The following is an 18,038-nucleotide window of genomic DNA, read 5'->3' on the forward strand; positions in this document are numbered from 1 at the left end:
CCTCATAGTGCTACCCTATGCCCAAATATTGGAAAGATCAACTGTTTCAGGTATCGAAGAAAGGAGCAATCAGACCTGCTGGCACTTATTTCTACCCGCTGCCTTTGGCCGTCTCAACATAGGCAGCGCCCAACGATGAGCAGCAACGTTCGCCTGCGGTAACGATTGCCTCCAGAAAATCAAGGCTCACCAGATCGAACCCGCCTACCGCATATTTATTCCGGTAGGCATGGCTCAGCATGTCGTGCATAGCAACGAGTGGCATTTATTCCTCCGGTCACACTAAAAATTCGTTTGAATGGATGACATAAAGCGCGGCTTAATGGCTCATGCAGCCAGCAGCGCGCTCATTCATGAAAGGTAGTAAACAATTTTCTTGCTGCGATGCAGCGCTATGATGTACAAAAAATTCAACATGACTCTTCTGATATTGATATAGACAGAGCTACCCATCACCCCTTGGATTCCCATGATGCGATATTCATTGTTATGATTAAATCAAATATGACACAGCCATTTTACCCGGATTCAAGCATTAAGGAAATGCCGCGGCATTCTGCGAACCTTGCGACGCCGCATTATCGATAACAGCAGCAATTTAAAATTCAAGCATGCACTTAGGCGTTGCGCGCCGCGTATAAGGCGCGGCAATCCGGAAGATGGTGAGAAGGCAAGTTATGGGTTGTCCGTTTGCCAAACGGCCGTATCGCCCGATCGCAAGCATCACATATGTCAGGTGATGCTTGCGGCGACAACTTCGATGAGCGCGGCAAGCACAAAGTGGCGTACCGCCCGCCAGTGTTGCCCACCATCGACAACATGCTTCTGATTGATTTCCAGCTCGATGCCGAGGTATCTGCTTGCTGGAAACCGGCGACGCAAATGGACGGTAATGCCGTCAGCCCTGCCGGTATAGGGATAATTACGCCGGATGATCAACCCTGGGGCCTTTGCTTTGAGGCTGGCTTGCCAGTCGCAGCAGAATAGCCGTTCTCGTACTCTGGCTGGATCATACAGCAGGCCGATATCGGCATGACGCAGCTGGCCATCGAATATCGGCGTGAAACTGTGCGATGAAATATGAATGACCTGCTTGCCGCTGTCGATCTCGTCAGCAATCAGTTTTTCGACACGATGACGGTAAGGTGAATAATAATGCGCCAGAATCTCGCATCGAACAGGGGCCGGCAACACTTTTGTCACGTCGGAAAACAAATGTGGATGGCCGGTCGAGCGGTTGAGATCGATCAACAAGCGGCTGATTGTCGCCGCAAACAGCGCGGCATTCAGGGCCACGGCGAGTTCCTTCGCCATACGCAACGCACCCCGGTCATAGCCTCGGTGGCTATGCAGCAAAGTGCGATAACCAGCAAAGAGAGATTGATAGCGGGGCGGAATACGATTACCGCCATGCTCACAGGTGACAACAAACTGTACGGCTGAGGCCCCAGGCCTGCCCGCTCCGGTTTCAATCGATGCCGACAAACGACCTTCCCTCTTGCAGGCAATTGCACAATTCACGATAAACCGCCTGCAATCGTGATCGCGAAAAATCTCGCCCCGCCGCTCGCAGCAGCCGGCGGGCCAGAGGTCCTTGCTCCATTATCGTATCCAGCGCAGCCTGACAAGCCGCTGCTTCGTCCATCGGCCCAATGCTCATCGATGCGATGAGATGCTGCCACAACTCACGCGCCTGACATTGGCGCTCCGGAAATCCCAGTAATTGCAGATACCCACATTCCGTAATTCGGGCCTGCTCGGCATCGTTGATGCATGCATGCAAAATGCCAACCAGGACAGCAGTATCGATTGCTTGCTGTTCGGCCAGCGAGGCGGCTCGCTGCTCATACAGTGCGTGCACGGCATCACGCACCACCATGGCGATGGCCAGATCGGCACCGGGATGTTCCTGCACATCGATCACCCGGATTTCAATTGCATTTCGAGCGAAGCGTGCCACAGCACCACGTACATTGAGCCATTCATGCCGCAATATCCCGTCGGGATCCAACGCTACGAGTTCCCGGTACATGGGCTGCAGAATCTGCGTCACGTAACCTGTACGATCAATGATGGTATCCGGAATGACTTGTCCCATTGTCGTTGGTATTTGCATTTGATGAGTCAAATAATTTGCCATACGCGTATCGAGCAGGCCTGTAGCACGACCTTCAGCGATTGGCGAGCTTGCCGCCAGCGCCGGGAGAATGGGCAGCAATAACCGGATCGCGGCATGCAAACGCGCAAATTCTTCATCGTCAGCAAAAGGCAGATTGAAGTGCATGCTTTGCAAATTGGCCCAGCCATGGCGCTTGCAGTCGAAGATACGATCATAGGTGCGATAAATATCTGCATGATCATGCGACCATAGCTGTGTTTCCAGATGAGGATTCATCCACGGATGCATGGCAGAAGGCATCAGCATGGCACCGTATGATTGCAGCATCCGGTTGATGCGCTGGATCTCATGCTGAAATTGCGCAGACAGTGTCGCGAGGAAAGACTCGGGGCGATGATTCTTGAGTTCGATCAGGTGCAGCACGATTTCGTTGGACCAACTTAACCGGCCACACTCGACCTCGGACAGATACTCACCCGACAGCGCATGCAGCAATCTATCCGCGATGGGCAGAACGGCTAGACTCTCGCGATCGACGATCATGTATTCCAGTTCGATGCCATAGCCCGTAAAAGCATGCAATGCCGTCTTCACCAGCGTCCGCTCCGTCTGCGGGCACTCAGTCGATGCAGGAAAACCGCCATGATTCGCTGATACAAGCCATCCTTGAGAATGGTGTCTTCATTGCCGGCATCGACATTCGGATTGTCATTGATTTCTATCACATAGAAGCGATTATTGGTCTGCTTGATATCCACCCCATAAAAACCATCACCGATCAGATTGGCAGCCCTCAACGCCAGCCTGACGACTTTCGTCGGCGCCTCTTCCAGGGATACGGCCTGCGTGAGTCCTTCCACATAATCCTGCCTTTGTTCGCCATGCTTGATAATCTGCCAGTGGCCGGGCGCCATATAATATTTACAGACGAATAACGGACGCCGATCGAGAATGCCTACCCGCCAGTCGAAATCAGTCGGTAGGTATTCCTGGGCAACGATCAGTTCCGATTTTCCCAACAACTCGTTTACTTTCTGCCGCAGACCTTCTTCTGATGTCACCTTGGCAACGCCGACCGAGAACGAGCTATCCGGTTGCTTGAGTACGCATGGCAACGCAAGCATGGGAATCACTTGTTCGATATTGTCTTTCTGTACCAGCAAGGTCCGTGGGATCGGAATACGATGCTTGGTCATGAGCTCTGCCAGGTAGACTTTATTGTTACACTTCAGGATCGAGCTCGGATCATCGATAACCACCAGGCCCTCCGCGGCCGCCTGTCTAGAGAAGCGATAGGTATAATGATTGACATAGGTCGTGTCTCGAATAAACAATGCATCGAACTCGGAAAGCCGGCCAAGATCTGCCCGCGTAATAAATTCCACATGCATCCCCAAAGCTTGGGCGGCCTTTTCAAAATGCTTCATCGCCTTGCCGTTGGATGGCGGTTCGGGATCTTCTGGATCATGCAGAATGGCAAGCTCATAGCTTGGAGCAAGCAGCTTGCGTGGCCATTGCTTGCGCCCAGCAAAATAATCCCGCGCAGCCTGCACGACAAAATCCTGATGTTCCGGCGGTATATCACTGGCTGCGAGGGTCCGGATGCGCTGGATACGCCACTGACCGCCATGGCGCTCAAAATAAGCCCGCAGCAGAGGGGCCCGCAACAAACCGAACAGTTGATGACTGAGCTGGTCGTAATGCTTGGCTACATTGCGTCCAAAATAGATGCTGAGTTCAAAACGCTCCGATTTGAGTGTGGCCAGGGACTTTTGTATACGTTCATCCAGATTCCCCGCAAGCAGACGAATCAAAGCAGGAGACTGCAGATCCTCGATCGCATTGACTCGCGGCAGGGGTTTATGCCCACGCGCCTCGGCAAGCAACGATACATAATAACCAAGGCTCTGATAACGATAGGATTTGCAAAGATTGAAGACCCGCGCCTTGAGATCACTGTTATATGCCGGATCAGTCAAATAGGTTCTGGCAGGAACAATCGTGACATCCGGAATAGCAAGTGGCCAGTCACGCGGATTGCTCACTACTATCAGAATACTCATGGTAATTTGAGTGCGCGCTGTCCTGGCACCGGCGAAGGATAGATGACCAGCAAATTGGAATCATAAGTCACGATACCAAGCAGAATCGCGCTGATTACCCGGTCAATATTGCTCCAATAAGCCTGGTCCGGCCCGTAGGGATCGGCCACCAGCAAGGTGCGCTTGTTGCGATTATAACCGCTGATGACTACGAAATGCCCAGCGGGAGCGCCGCGTATATCGTCGGGTGTATCGTGCGGCCCATATTCACGCGCCACACGATACAGGAAGGTTGAACTCAGGCCAGTCAGAATCGGCAAGCCACGTCGCAGCAGGCCATAGATCAGGGTATGCGAAAGATCTGCCAAGCGCAACCGTCCGCCCAGACGCAGAAACTCGAGATAGCCTTCGGTCACATAGCGCAACCTGCGATCGGTCTTCACGGCACGCTGTTGACGCAACCGCTCGGCAATATCGATCCCGCCGGCAAACCATGTGGGATCGAACACCATTAGATTATAGGTATAGATTGCCGCCTGAAAACCATTGCGCAACGCATCACAAGCCAGGAACACATCGAAAGTCCCACTGCCGCTTTCCAGTTTGCGCGTGCGGCCAATAATTTCCTCCAGGAGGTCGTGCTTTCCCCAGTAGCGATAAACGGCATGCAGACAGGTCGGCCCGCAAGTGGTTTCATCCGGTTGCGGCAATATCTCGACAGGCAAATGATGAATCGGGTTGAGTCTGGTTACCAATTTAGCTCTCCAGTTGTCGAGAACGGCTCCTGGTCTTCCCGCTGTTCCTTCCAGGCCAGCTGGCAAGCATCAAGCCGTTTCTACACCACCGGGCATTTCCGGATGAAGATGCACAGCCAACCAGATAGTTCCCTGCGCGACACGTTCCACGCTGTGGGGCACGCCAGCAGGCAGGAATACATAATCGCCTGGTTTGAGCGCAACCGGCTCGTTGGCGACTTTGAGCAAGGCCGCACCCTGAATGAGCATCACCCATTCATCCTGGGATTGCACGTATTCACAGGGCGTAATGGCCGATGCACTGACAATTCGTTCAATGACGAGATTCTTGTGGATCAGCAGGTTGTCGAAGCGCTCGCCTGCGTGCGGCGGCACCGCCCCGTCAAACAAATTTTTGCTTGGCATTGATCACCTCCCATCAGTTGTTCCGGCGAGAAACAGTCGGTCCCGCACTAATATCGGACCGGCCCACCCAAAAAACCGCCCAGCAAACCAAAGACAATGGTCCCGATAACGGACAGAATAATAAAGGCTGGAATGGACGCAATGGCCACTTTCACCATGAATTTGACCATCGACCAGAATGGCATGTTGATATCAATGATTTTGACCTGATTATTATGGTTGTCATCCATTATGCTTTCCCCGAACAAGCTGCGCATGTTTATATGGTATGGGCGGATATTCCATTCACGCACCATGAAACGATATGATACGCGCCAATGGTTCTGTGCCACCACCAGCAGACAAATCGTCTACTTTTCATAACCGTTCAGTCAGTGATCATCCATTGCGCACGGACCACACATTTTTTTACCTTGCTGCCGGCCGGATCATGAACCAATTTCTGACACCCAAGACAGGATGCGCGTCGATAACAGTGAAGCCAAAGCGTTGATAGAAGGCCACATTCTCGGGCTTGTCGGTTTCCAGGTACCCGGCTGTCTGATGTTCGTCTATGCGTTGACAGAATTCTTGCAGCAGAGCACTCCCAATTCCCTGTCCTTGGAAAACCTGGTCAACGGCAACCGGGCCGAGATGCCAATGGGGCATCGCGGCATCATGCCTCGACCAATCCCGCACCCAGCGAAAAACCCGCAGAGAACTCCTCACACCGCTTCCACGAATCAGCGCCAGCAGCACGGCCACCTGCTCAGCGAACCTGGGCTGACAATGCTTGGGAGGAACCATCCCGGTCACACCGGTCAATCTGCCCGAAACAAAAGCCCCCAAAACGATGCCCTTGCGCATCTGTTGACGTAAAACGGGAATGAACAACCTACGCAGCGCCCTCTCCCGGCGCTCTGCTTCTCCGCCAAACACACGCACATGGAGAGGATTGTTCAGCATTCCCCGGCCCAGCACTGCAGCCGCATGCTCTACCTCATGCAGCACAAGTTCACGAATCTCGACCGGGGTAGTCATGCAAACGCCTGAATCATTTGTTCATTGAAAAAATTTGAATCCCGCCTCAACCGCCGGGCGCTGGAAGAATCTGGCACGTTCATACAAATATCGATGATTAAGAGGATGCGCCCATGCAGGGAATGTTCAGGCAGGCATATCTTGTTCATTGCCCACTCCGGGATTTTCTTGTCAGCCACTAGTACTCCGTTCCGCCAAAACGCTTACATGGAATCGCGCCTTCGCCTGCCATGCGTTGTTGCTAATCCTCGCCATAGCTACGGCTATGACTGCGGTTTGCACCTAGCCTGGCAGGCGAATCCATCGATTTCATTTGTAAGCTAATTGACGGAACGAAGTACTAGGAGGCTGTCCGAGAATAGACTGATCTACTGCGGACGAGCCTGATTGGCCGGATTTTCCGATCCTTTTCGTTGAATAGAACAACTATACGCCTCAAATGATCGAAAAATCCAACTCAACCAGCCTCGCCCTCGCTACGATCGCCATTCTCAGACAGCCTCCTAGCTATGCGCCCGGCCTGCTACTTTCTATGTTTCATGCTAAATACAAAACCTGGCATTGTCTGTACGGGATGACACGTAGGGCGTATTGCCCGCTATACCATTTTCAAGCTGGGCGAGAGGAGTGACCGGCGATTTAAACGCATCATCTTCGCTCCGCAACAATAAATAGCTGAGAGCAAGCCGCTCGAGCGCGTGCTTCATGCTTACATGCCGTTGTAAGGCCTGGCGGCTTCCTGTTCATCGAGCGTCTGTAAGCGGCGCATCAGCCATTGATCGATTTTTTGCAGAAGCTCGTCCCGCAAAGGCTGGGATGAGAACAGGTGCTCGTGATGACTCAATTCCGGCAAGGGAAGCACGGCATTATCAGGGTGATGTCCAAATGTGGCATCGACGAAATCCTGACTTCCCCAGGCTGGCGTAATTGGATCACGCCCCGAATACACCAGAAAGTAAGGGATAACAAAGGCACCCATTTGTCTGCGAAAGTGCACAATTTCCGACTCGATACCTTTCACGTAACGCAACAGATTGCGATGAATCATCCAGCCATCTACACGTATACGCGCCTTTTCCTCCTCGCTGTCTGTGAGATAATCCAATACCCAGCCTGGTGTAACCGGCGTGAACCAATGCCGGAGGCCAGGCCAGGACAACACCTCGAAGAGTCCATCCAACAGTGGCACGGTCACCAGCGATATCAGCTGGTTGATGACCAGTAACGGTAATGGCTGGTCCTGCGGCTGCAGGAAATGTTCTTTGGCATGAAATGACAGTTTGATCAGCGGATTGGCCAGCCAGCCACGCCAGCCGGGCACCTCAGAGACTGAGAACGCAGGCCCGAGCAAGACGATGCCTTGTATCCGCGTGATCCAATCCGGCGGAGGCTGCTCCGATAACAAATACGACGCGGCAACCAGCGCACCCAGGCTATGCGCCACGATAAAGATCGGCTTATCCGGTTCGCCTTGCGCATCGCAAACGGTGATCAAACGCTGCAATGCCTGCTCCAGATTCAGCCGCATCGGCTCCAGAGTGCGCAATCGGGTCTGCGCCAGATAGGCATCGCTGACATCCGATTCTCGTTCACCTGCATGCAACGCCTGATCCGCTTGCCACAGAACCGGATTGGACAGGCCATGTGCATGGAGATCAAAGCCGGCTACCAGGAAGTGCCGTGAAAAATAGTGCGCAATGTCCTCATAGCGCCCGATATATTCATTCATGCCGTGCACAAGCAGCATACATGCCGGCACATCGCCTGTCACAGCGGGGTGCATGGTCCGCAACAGCAAAGGGGGCGCATCCTCGGCCTGGTCGATCGCGATTTCCTCACCCCAACGGGGATAGGGTTGGGTGACGAATTGCCGGTGCACGCAACCCGAAAGCGCCACCAGCAATAAAAACAAGCCAATCAGCGCGGCCAGGCGTCGATTGCGACGGGTCATCACATCGTCCGCTGGAGCAACGGCCGCAATGTTTCCAGTGACCGGGTATTCAACACATCCTGCTGCGCCAGCCAGCCGCGCCGCGCTTGGCCGATGCCAAAGCGCAGGTTATCGAAATCGAAAACGCTGTGCGCGTCGGAATCGATACTGACCAGGACACCCTCCTCCTTGGCGACTTGGCAATATATGTCGACCAAATCCAGCCGATTCGGGTTCGCATTGAGCTCCAGATAGCAGCCACGCTCCTTGGCCTTGCGGATGATCCGCAACATGTCGATATCATAAGGCTCCCGCTTGCCAATGAGTCTTCCTCTGGGGTGTGCCAGCAACGTGAAATGGGGGTGGTCCATGGCTTTGAGGATACGCTCAGTCTGTTGGGCGCGGGATAGCCCGAAGCTGCTGTGGACAGCGCCCACCACTAGATCCAGCTTGGCAAGTATCCAGTCTGGCAGATCCAACTCACCGTCTTTCAGAATGTCGACTTCGATCCCCTTGAGCAGGGTGATGCCATGCAATTTTTCATTGAGACAGTCAATCATATCGATCTGTTTGGCAAGCTTGACCGGATCGAGACCCCGGGCGACGGCAAGCCGACTCGAATGTTCGGTAATGGCCAAATATTCAAAACCATGCTGCCGCGCGGCTTGCGCCATGGCCTCGAGCGTGTCATGACCATCGCTGGCTTTGCTGTGGACGTGCAAGTCCCCTTTCAGATCGCTCAGCTCGATCAGTCTGGGCAAGCGCCCATCCCTGGCCGCCTCGATTTCACCCCGGTCCTCACGCAGCTCTGGCGGAATAAACGGCAGCCCGACCAGCTGATAAACGGACTCCTCGGTTTCACCGTTGACGCGCACCCCTTCCTTGTAGACCCCATACTCATTGATCTTGAGCCCGCGCGCCTGCCCCAAGCGGCGGATGGCGATATTATGCGATTTGCTGCCAGTGAAATAATGCAAGGCCGCACCATAACTTTCCGGGCGCACCACGCGCACATCCACTTGGAGCTTGTTTTTGAGCACCACGCTGCTGCGCGTCGGCCCCTGAGAAAGTATCTCCGCGATTTCGTCATAGCTGCAAAAGCGCCTCGTGACCTGGCTATTCGGCAGTGCTGTGATCAAAATATCGATATCGCCGACTGTTTCGCGCGCACGCCGATAACTGCCTGCCACCACCACTTGCTGTACGCCGGGCAGCATGCGCAACCAGGATGCGAGGGGCTCGGCATACTGCGCAGCGACAGCCAGATTGAAACGCCCCAAGCCTCCGGCATGCATGGCCAAGGCATCGGCAATACGCATCTCGGTTTTTTCACCAAAACCAGGCAAGGCTTGAATACAGTGATTGCGCACGGCGCGCTGCAATTGCTCCATCGTACGGATATTCAGCTCATGGTAAAGCGTCCTCACCCGCTTGGGTCCCAATCCAGGAATCTTCAGCAATTCCGTGACCGTCGCAGGCAGTTGCTGATGCAGCTTATCCAGCATCGTGCAGTGGCCGGTCTCGACCAGCTCCTGAATTTTGTGCGCCAGATCGTCGCCAATGCCGGGCAATTTGGTCAAGTCATCAGCTTGTTCCACCATCGAGCGCACATCCTGGCCCAGTTCTTGCAAGATATGGGACGCATTGCGATAGGCATGAACGCGGAAGATATTGGCGTTCTCGATTTCCAGCAGATCAGCAATCTCTTCGAAGACAGCTGCGATATCGGCATTGTGAATCGGCATAAAAACTCCTTCCATGAAATAGGAGCATGAAGAACTTTCCTGGAGACCCCGGCTGGTCAGCAGACCTGCACCCGCCAGCCCATCATGCGGCCCACCAATTTGACACGCGACTTACCAGGGAATTTCAGCACCATCATAACGAAAGAATCGGCCACTGTCCGCCAAGGTAAACGCCTCCACCCTGGCACGCATGCCTTCGATACTTTCCTGTGGCGAGAGTAGTCCGTCCGGGCCACCCATGCGCGTTCGCACCCAGCCCGGGTGCAACAGCAGCACTCCGATCTTGAGTGCGCCCAGTTCCAGTGAGAATCCCTTCATGGCGGCATTCAATGCAGCTTTGCTGGAGCGGTAATAGTAACTGCCAGGACGTTCGATCTCGGCGATAGAGCCCATGTGGCTGGTGATGACTGCAATCAAACGCTTCTGACCGCGTCGTATATGCGGAAGCAGCGCCTGACTCACCCGCATCGCACCCATGGTATTCACGCGCAACGTATGCGCCCAGGTATCATAATCAATCGGTTGCCCCGGCCGGTCGTATTTCTCAAAATAGACGCCCGCATTATTGATCAGTAGATCAATCGGGTATTCTGCGAGCGCCTCCGCCAGGGCTTCGATCTGGTCAGGATCGGTGACATCCAGCCGGTGCATGACAACAGTGCCATACTCGGCTGCCAGTTGCTGCAACGCATCGGCCTGCTCGGGAAACCGGCAGCTGGCAAAAACGCGCCACCCGGCTTTTGCGTATTGACGACACCATTCCAGCCCCAGACCGCGGTTGCTACCGGTAATCAAAACATTTGATATCATGACAATGGTCTTCCATGATTAAAATACATACAGGAATTCCTTGCTGGCCATCGAGACTACGATGCGCGATGCGTATCGATTGTCTCCGGTTTTGCCAGTATTGAGAAATACCATGTATTTGCCAGAGATTCAACAGGGAAGGCGGGGCCCAAATTATCCAAATACGAATTATTCGCCATCTATACAATGATATTGGATTAGGACCAAAGGGGAGCAGGAACAGGCGCAGCCGGGTAAGACACTCTCCAAGAAATGATGCAGCACGGCCGTTTGCATTGCCAAAAAACGCCTCTATCCTTCAGCAGGATTATCAGGCGCGGCAATATCCCTGATCGGTTTTATGGTGTGCCGCGCACCCTACGCATGATGATGGCTACTGCTGGTACGTGCAGGGTGCATGACCTGCACCGCAGTGAAACTGAAAATAGTTTGGAGGTATAAAAAAACCAGACCTTACATTTGACATGCCTAGGAGGCTGTCCGAGAATAGACTGATCTACTGCGGACGAACCTGATTGGCCGGATTTTTCGATCCTTTTCGTTAAATAGAACGGCTATTCGCCTCAAATGATCGAAAAATCCAACTCAACCAGCTTCGCCCTCGCTACGATCGCTATTCTCGGACAGCCTCTTAGCAATCGGTGCGCGTCAATTGTATGGTCTGGCGGTATCTGCTGGAACCGGTTCCACCATTATGTTGAAACTGCTCTGTCAACCCCGGCGTTCCTAAAATTCCAGCAAACATTCATGCATTGAATCTCAATGCAGCGTTTAATTTTCTGCGCTCAAAGCACTACATTGATCGAGAAATGCTTGCCGTCCGGCTTCATCATTTTTGAATTCCGCCAGCGATTTTTCCATTCCTCTTCCTGAGCAATTGACTGGATTCGCTTCGGGCAAACCTCCCTCACAGCCGATCAAAGCAGCACTCAGACCCATCATACAAATAACGCTTTTAATATTCATCTAAAACTTCCTCTTTAAAAAATTCACAATGGCCTGATAATTCAGCCAAATTTTTCAACCACTCGACATTGGCCAACCAGACCCATCATACCATATGGCTCTACCTGCAAATTCTATTCGGATTTTTGCAGAACGCTCCATTTTCCAGGGAAACACTGGCCTGCCGATGCGAGCACTAGCTATGGATCATAGAATAACTCACATAAGAGGTCAAAACTGTTTGGCCATATTTAACGGCATCCGTTCACAAGAGAAACGCTGCCAGATTCCGCATCGCCATGCCCCTCGCGCTTTATCCTGATCCGGCTGCTGTTGATAATCGGCAGATATGCCGGATTGTTTTACCTTCCTCGATAACCATTGTGACCCAATCTATTTCTTTGCTCATCATACCGTTTCTCACCACCGAAGGCAGCGAACAGATCTGCATGACGGATTGCATGCATTGCCTGCGACTCAGATCAAGATTGGCATGGGAAGCCGCTCTATCCGCGAGTCAACAAATGCCATATGAATATACATTTTTTGGCCCAGATAAACCAGAAAAGTCATATAAAAACAACAATTAACCACACTCAAAAAGAGGTTGAAAACTTATCCTGGAAGGATCTATGATTGCTTTTCACATACATAATGGGCGGAGAAAAAAATGAAAAATTCACATTGCGCACATCATCGCGAGGCACTCGGCGCTTCGGAAGAAAGCCGCAGGAAATTTCTTCAGCTTGCCGTGCTGGGTTCCGGCGTCAGCCTGCTTGCAGTCATGACTGAAATGCCGGCAGCACGGGCGGAAGGCCAGGCCAGAACATTGCTACTCAGCTGCATGGATTATCGGCTGATGGATGAAGTCGAACGCTACATGCTGCGCAGGGGACTATACCATAGCTACGATCATATTGTACTGGCAGGCGCCTCACTCGGCGCCATCACCGACAAATACCCGGAATGGAGCAGAACCTTCTGGGACCACCTCGATCTGTCCGTCAAACTGCACGGCATACATACCGTCATGGTCATGGACCATCGCGATTGCGGCGCATACCGGGAACTGCTCGGCGAAGACTATGCCAAGGATGCGCAGAAGGAAACCGTTGCACACAGCACCAGGCTGATGCGGCTCAAAAGCATGATCGTTGAAAAATACCCAAAAATCGAGGTTGAGACCTTATTGATGAGCCTAAACGGCGATGTGGAAGTGATCAGCAATGCTTCGATCGCACAGGAAGAAACCGAAATCTGATTCTGAACAGGTCTGTATCAAACAAGCAAACAGCCCGGCCGGCCTGTAATGATCAACCGGGCAATCGTTTGCGCACAGACACTTCAGGCAACGAAATCGGCCAGCACGGCCAGTAAATAATCGATGTCTTGTTCGGTATGATCGGCAGATACCTGCAGCCTGATTTCCTGCTCCCCCTTCGGCACAACCGGATAATTGAGCCCAGTGACCAGAATCCGCTGCGCAAACAGGTATGCCACCAGAGCCGAGGTTTTTTGCGTATCCCTCACCAGGATCGGCACGATCGGATGCTCGCCGGGCAAGGTTTCAAAGCCCAGTTTCTCCAGACCTGATCTGAGCAAGGCGCATAGCTTGCGCAATTTCGCCAGCAGATGCGCCCCTTCCTGACTGTCCACGATATCGAGTGCCGCGATGGCTGCGGCGGCTTCGGCGGGTGTGATCGGGTTTGAATAGATATACAAAGGCGCCGTCTCGCGCAGGTAATCGATGACAACCTCGCTCGCTACGACATACCCCCCATTGACCCCAAATGCCTTGCCGAGTGTTGCAATCAGGATATCGGCCCGGCTGCCTGTGTATTCCTCGGTGCCTCGTCCGGTTTCTCCGAAAGCGCCCACCCCATGTGAATCATCAACGACAGTGATGATTCCTTCCTCGTAGCCATCTTCATGTCGCTGGCAGCACCGATTGATCCGGTCGAGCGGCGCATGATCGCCGCGCATGCTGAAAATGCCGTCCGTCACGACACAGACACGCTTGACCTGCCCTTTATTGGCTTCCAGCAGACGGTCCAGCGCCTTGACATCGTTGTGCGCATAGATTTCCTTTCTAGCCGGGTGCGCCAAACGGATCGCGTTGATAATGCAATTATGGTTGAGGGCATCACTGATGACCAGCGTCTCATCCGAGATAAACTGCGGCAACACCCCCACCATGGTCGCATAAGCCGCGCTCATGATCATGGCCGCATCACGTCCATGAAACTTCGCCAGTTTTTCTTCCAGTTCGACATGAGGCTGACAAGTCCCGCTGATGAAGCGCACCGCACCAGGTCCTGTGCCAAATCGCTCGACTGCTTCCGCCTCGGCCTGCATGACCCGGGCATGCTCGGCCAATCCCAGATAGGAATTGGAATTCATGCGCAGGAATGCCTGTTGGCCGTAACCCTGCAGAAAATAGCGCGGACCCAAACCCTCCGCGGCAGCCTGCCTGCCAGTGATCACTTTTTCGTTACCCTTGCTAACACCCTGCGCTTGCAGCTGAGCCAATTTTGGCTGAAACAGCTGCTCAATTTTTGTCAGCGACATCATACCCTCCTAGTCTTGTCCCAATTTGACTGTGATCTTCGCCAGCATATCCTCGACCATTTGCGACAGCTGATAGCGTGGTTGCCAGCCCCATTCCGCTCTCGCAGCGCTATCATCCACCTGCCGCGGCCAGGAATCGGCGATAGCCTGCCGGACCGGATCAATCCGGTAATCGATCGTAAATCCCGGAAGATGCGTCTGGATTTCCGCAGCCAATTGTTGCGGTGTGAAATTCATGGCCGTGATATTGAAGGCATTGCGATGACGCAGCTGGCGCCCATCCGCTGTCATCAACTGGATTGCGGCAGCGATCGCATCCGGCATATACATCATATCCAGCCGGGTATCGGCCCCGAGAAAACAATCATAATGCCTATGCCTGACCGCCTCATAAAAAATATCGACCGCATAATCTGTCGTGCCGCCCCCTGGCAGCGTCACATGCGAAACCAATCCCGGATAACGCAAGCCACGGGCATCCACACCATAACGCCGATGATAATAATCGCACAGTAGCTCACCCGTCACCTTGGTGATCCCGTACAAAGTGGCCGGACGCTGGATGGTATCTTGCGGCGTATCGATAGCCGGTGTATCGGGACCGAAAGCGCCGATTGAGCTCGGGAAAAATACCGCGCAACCAAACTGCCTCGCCGTCTCCAGCACATGCAGCAAGCCGTTGATGTTGATATCCCATGCTTGTTGCGGCTTTGCCTCCGCAACCGCAGACAGCAGCGAAGCCAGGTGAAAAATCGTATCGATCCGATGGTCTCCGACAATCTGCTGCAAAGCCAGCCGATCGCGCACATCGAAACCATAATAAGGTCCCGACTGCAGTAAATCACCGAGTGGCTGCCTGTTATAGCCAGCTGCCACCACATTCTCCCCGCCAAACCGGCCACGCAGGGCCTTCGTCAACTCCGAACCAATTTGACCGGTCGCGCCGGTCACCAAGATCTTTTTAATCACCAACCCCGCTGTGTTTTGATGATGCTTCGATGAGCATGGAAATCTGCGCCTGGACGATCAATCGTCCGACAGCGTATAGGTCTCCGCCAAGCAATTTTATAAATTTAATGAAACTTATCACGTCTATGAACCATTTTCAGTAACCCTTCAGTGGTAACGATAATCTCCGCCATGTGGCGAGCATCAACGAGCGCAAGATATCCAGTTCCAAGCTGACAGTGTGCATAAGGGCCACAACACAACCTGCCATGACGTTATCTTCCGAATTACCGCGCTGCTTACACGGCTCGCAATGAACTTACGGTGTGCTTGCTCACCCACCGAAAAATACGCCAGCCATGCTCGGATTAGTCATGCTGGCATCAGCAGGCTGCAATTTTGCAAGTTTTCTCTGCTTTAACAGCACTAGAAGTAGAAGTAAAACGTCAAAAACCCCGAACTGTCGAAAAATTTTACATCACCTTTCTGAATGCTTTTCATTGTATGTGCAATCCATTGAGTTATATGGAATAAATACACGAAATTAATAAGCATGGCTTGCTCCCTAGCACTCGCCTAGGATTTCAGAATCAGGGTGTGCGAAATGAATAAAAAAACTTAGAAATCGTATATTTACGGTGGCTTTATGGAGGTGTTAGGTTTCGATCACATGATTTCTTGAAATAAAATAATGATCAAATAAAAGTACTACTTTCAGTGAGTGATGCCGAAAAATTTTACACAAGATTTTCAGGGTACTGATTATTGCTTGATGTAATCTATTGAATTAAATGAGATAAATATTTATGGCATAAAAATTGCTAAAAAATAAGTATAGATTATTATTTGGTGCTTGCCCAGGAATCCAGAACCGGAGTGCATCGGCTTGAAGTACTGGATTAAATCAATCGATTCCAACTTTTAGAAAACATCGAATATCAAGTACCCGGTTCCTCGTGATGAAATGATGACCAGGAAAAGGTGTTCAGCCATTCTTTTTGTCAATGATATTACTGGCAAAATTTACAAAGGGAGTAAGACATGAAAACGAAGCTTGGCTGCCTGCTTCAAAAATATGTGCTGGCTATGATCTGCCTGCTTTTCGCACCAATGACACATGCTGCAACACCTTATGCTAAGGGTGCACTATTACAAATAGTGTCACAAATGCCAGAAGGTACATGGCAAAAAGTAAATGTGAATTCTTATTCCGAGGCATGGACACCTGCCGCATTACGGCCACTCTATGGTTTCGGTAATCCTACTCCCCATAAGATAATCGAGGCGTGGAGCAGCTTTGCCTGGGACAGTAACCGGGGTGATCTGATTCTTTACGGAGGAGGCCATGCAAATTATTCCGGAAATGATGTTTATCGCTGGCGATCACGGGATCTCAGATGGGAACGGGCATCCTTGCCAAGTGAAATAGAGCTGGTTCCGGATTCTTCAGCGGCTTACCAGGCCATTGACGGGGCACAGAATGCCCCAGCCTCCGCACATACCTACGATAACGCGGTGTTTCTGCCGCGGTCAGACCGGTACCTGAATTTCGGTGGAGCAGTTTTTAATTCCGGTAGCTTCTATGCCATTCGTGACGGCGATCCGCTAGCTACTCGTAGGACCGGGCCTTATCTATTTGATCCATCAAAAGCCGATCCAAACAAGGTGGGCGGTACCACAGGTTCACATGTTCAAAGAGTGGAGCCATTTCCGGAAATTGAGGGTGGCAGAATGTGGGAAAATCGCGATATCCCCAAACATTTGGCAGGTCAACCTATCCCGACAAGCCATGTGAATGGATGTACGGCTTATAGCCCAGAATCCGATTATGATATTGTTTATGTGGCTGCCCGAATAGGTGGAGGTACGGGACTATATTTATACAGGTATCAAATCACGGATATCAATGCTCCCTGGTTGGATCAGATTGAGCGTGTAGGTGACTATTGGTCCGCTCCGGCAACTCAGACGAGTTGTGGTTATGACCCAGCCAGTAAAGTTTTTCTGAGGCTCGGAAATAATTCGAATCCATTTTATTTCTGGGATTTGCGACCGGAACGACAAACAAATAGGGATCGGGCTGTTGCAACAACAGGTTCAGTTGCGGAATTTGTTGAGTGGATAAATAGTTTTACTAATTCAACTGGCATATCTTTGCGCCAGTGCTCACTGGATTTTGATCCCAATCGGGGCAATTTTCTGCTGTGGTGTGGCAGTGCGGAGGTGTGGCGGATTTCTCCACCGGAGCAACTATCCACTTCTGGTTGGCAGGTCTGGAGGGAAGAATTGGGGCCAGGTGAGTCCCCACCTTTGAATGTTGGGATTGGGATATTGGGAAAATGGAAATACGTCCCGGGGTTTGACGTATTCATCGGTCTTGAAAATGTAGTGAATGGGAATATCTGGGTTTATAAACCGATTGGTTGGGTGCCACCCGAAACGGAAGATACTGGCGATGGAAGCAATCCCGAGCCTGATCCAGATCCCGTAAATCAACCGCCTACGGTCGTTCTGAACTCTCCCGCTACAGGTGAAACAGTTGCTGTAAACAGTCTGGTCACCTTGTCGGCACAGGCGAGCGACGGCGACGGCACAGTGATGGAAGTGGCTTTCTATGTCAATGGATCGGCAATTGGTTCAGCAACCACCGAGCCTTACCTAGCTGACTGGATTGCTACGGAACCAGGAGAATATGTGTTAACGGCCGTAGCCATCGACAACATGGGGGCAAGCACGACTTCGGAACCCGTT

General features: G+C 52.2%; 17 protein-coding genes. 3 read left to right on the top strand and 14 right to left on the bottom strand.

All coding sequences use genetic code 11. The features are described from left to right. Positions 1-91 precede the first annotated feature (91 nt). From ABTW62_RS11785 to ABTW62_RS11820, 8 genes are all read right to left on the bottom strand, one after another. Positions 92-265 (bottom strand): hypothetical protein, encoded by a 174-nt coding sequence (locus ABTW62_RS11785; RefSeq protein ID WP_430904780.1) that lies wholly within the window; start codon positions 263-265, stop codon positions 92-94. A 467-nt stretch (positions 266-732) separates the two neighbouring features. Then, entirely contained in the window at positions 733-1,485 is a 753-nt protein-coding gene (locus ABTW62_RS11790; protein WP_430904781.1) for an N-formylglutamate amidohydrolase, read from the bottom strand. Continuing rightward, entirely contained in the window at positions 1,469-2,713 is a 1,245-nt protein-coding gene (locus ABTW62_RS11795; RefSeq protein ID WP_430904782.1) for a carboxylate-amine ligase, read from the bottom strand. The genes ABTW62_RS11790 and ABTW62_RS11795 overlap by 17 nt, the downstream gene beginning before the upstream one ends. Further along, positions 2,710-4,182, bottom strand: coding sequence for a RimK family protein (locus ABTW62_RS11800; protein WP_430904783.1), 1,473 nt, complete (start codon positions 4,180-4,182; stop codon positions 2,710-2,712). Before ABTW62_RS11800 ends, ABTW62_RS11795 begins: the two co-directional genes overlap by 4 nt. After that, positions 4,179-4,916 (bottom strand): hypothetical protein, encoded by a 738-nt coding sequence (locus ABTW62_RS11805; protein WP_430904784.1) that lies wholly within the window; start codon positions 4,914-4,916, stop codon positions 4,179-4,181. The genes ABTW62_RS11800 and ABTW62_RS11805 overlap by 4 nt, the downstream gene beginning before the upstream one ends. A 69-nt stretch (positions 4,917-4,985) precedes the next feature. Next, a complete protein-coding gene (locus tag ABTW62_RS11810; protein WP_430904785.1) occupies positions 4,986-5,321 on the bottom strand; it encodes a cupin domain-containing protein in 336 nt (111 codons plus the stop codon). A 47-nt stretch (positions 5,322-5,368) separates the two neighbouring features. Continuing rightward, entirely contained in the window at positions 5,369-5,551 is a 183-nt protein-coding gene (locus tag ABTW62_RS11815; RefSeq protein WP_430904786.1) for a hypothetical protein, read from the bottom strand. A gap of 178 nt (positions 5,552-5,729) precedes the next feature. Then, positions 5,730-6,341 (bottom strand): GNAT family N-acetyltransferase, encoded by a 612-nt coding sequence (locus tag ABTW62_RS11820; protein WP_430904787.1) that lies wholly within the window; start codon positions 6,339-6,341, stop codon positions 5,730-5,732. Positions 6,342-6,780: 439 nt separating this feature from the next. Here ABTW62_RS11820 and ABTW62_RS11825 point away from each other — a divergent pair, with 439 nt between their 5' ends. Beyond that, complete coding sequence (locus ABTW62_RS11825) at positions 6,781-6,972, top strand: hypothetical protein (protein ID WP_430904788.1); 192 nt, start codon at positions 6,781-6,783, stop codon at positions 6,970-6,972. 78 nt (positions 6,973-7,050) lie between these two features. Here ABTW62_RS11825 and ABTW62_RS11830 read toward each other — a convergent pair whose 3' ends face one another. The 4 genes from ABTW62_RS11830 to trbK all read right to left on the bottom strand — a co-directional run bounded on the left by ABTW62_RS11830 (position 7,051) and on the right by trbK (position 11,792). Then, a complete protein-coding gene (locus ABTW62_RS11830; protein ID WP_430904789.1) occupies positions 7,051-8,292 on the bottom strand; it encodes an alpha/beta fold hydrolase in 1,242 nt (413 codons plus the stop codon). Then, positions 8,292-10,016, bottom strand: a complete 1,725-nt coding sequence (gene polX / locus ABTW62_RS11835) for a DNA polymerase/3'-5' exonuclease PolX (protein ID WP_430904790.1) — start codon at positions 10,014-10,016, stop codon at positions 8,292-8,294. The genes ABTW62_RS11830 and polX overlap by 1 nt, the downstream gene beginning before the upstream one ends. A gap of 111 nt (positions 10,017-10,127) precedes the next feature. Continuing rightward, entirely contained in the window at positions 10,128-10,826 is a 699-nt protein-coding gene (locus ABTW62_RS11840) for an SDR family oxidoreductase (RefSeq protein WP_430904791.1), read from the bottom strand. A gap of 771 nt (positions 10,827-11,597) precedes the next feature. Continuing rightward, positions 11,598-11,792, bottom strand: a complete 195-nt coding sequence (gene trbK, locus ABTW62_RS11845; protein ID WP_430904792.1) for an entry exclusion lipoprotein TrbK — start codon at positions 11,790-11,792, stop codon at positions 11,598-11,600. Positions 11,793-12,441: 649 nt separating this feature from the next. Between trbK and ABTW62_RS11850 the strand changes: the two genes are divergently transcribed. Further along, a complete protein-coding gene (locus ABTW62_RS11850) occupies positions 12,442-13,032 on the top strand; it encodes a carbonic anhydrase (RefSeq protein ID WP_430904793.1) in 591 nt (196 codons plus the stop codon). A gap of 83 nt (positions 13,033-13,115) precedes the next feature. Here the strand turns inward: ABTW62_RS11850 and ABTW62_RS11855 are convergent, their stop codons facing one another. After that, positions 13,116-14,339 carry an aminotransferase class I/II-fold pyridoxal phosphate-dependent enzyme gene (locus tag ABTW62_RS11855; RefSeq protein ID WP_430904794.1) on the bottom strand — a complete coding sequence of 408 codons (1,224 nt, stop codon included), beginning with the start codon at positions 14,337-14,339 and terminating at the stop codon, positions 13,116-13,118. Positions 14,340-14,348: 9 nt separating this feature from the next. Then, on the bottom strand, positions 14,349-15,308 hold the full coding sequence (locus ABTW62_RS11860; protein ID WP_430904795.1) for an NAD-dependent epimerase/dehydratase family protein: 960 nt from the start codon (positions 15,306-15,308) through the stop codon (positions 14,349-14,351). 1,020 nt (positions 15,309-16,328) lie between these two features. On the opposite strand from ABTW62_RS11860, the gene ABTW62_RS11865 reads away from it, so the two are divergent. After that, the coding region (locus ABTW62_RS11865) for an Ig-like domain-containing protein (RefSeq protein ID WP_430904796.1) at positions 16,329-18,038 on the top strand (1,710 nt) is incomplete at its 3' end.

It is taken from the genome of Nitrosomonas sp. ANs5 (assembly GCF_050584665.1).
GTDB lineage: Bacteria > Pseudomonadota > Gammaproteobacteria > Burkholderiales > Nitrosomonadaceae > Nitrosomonas.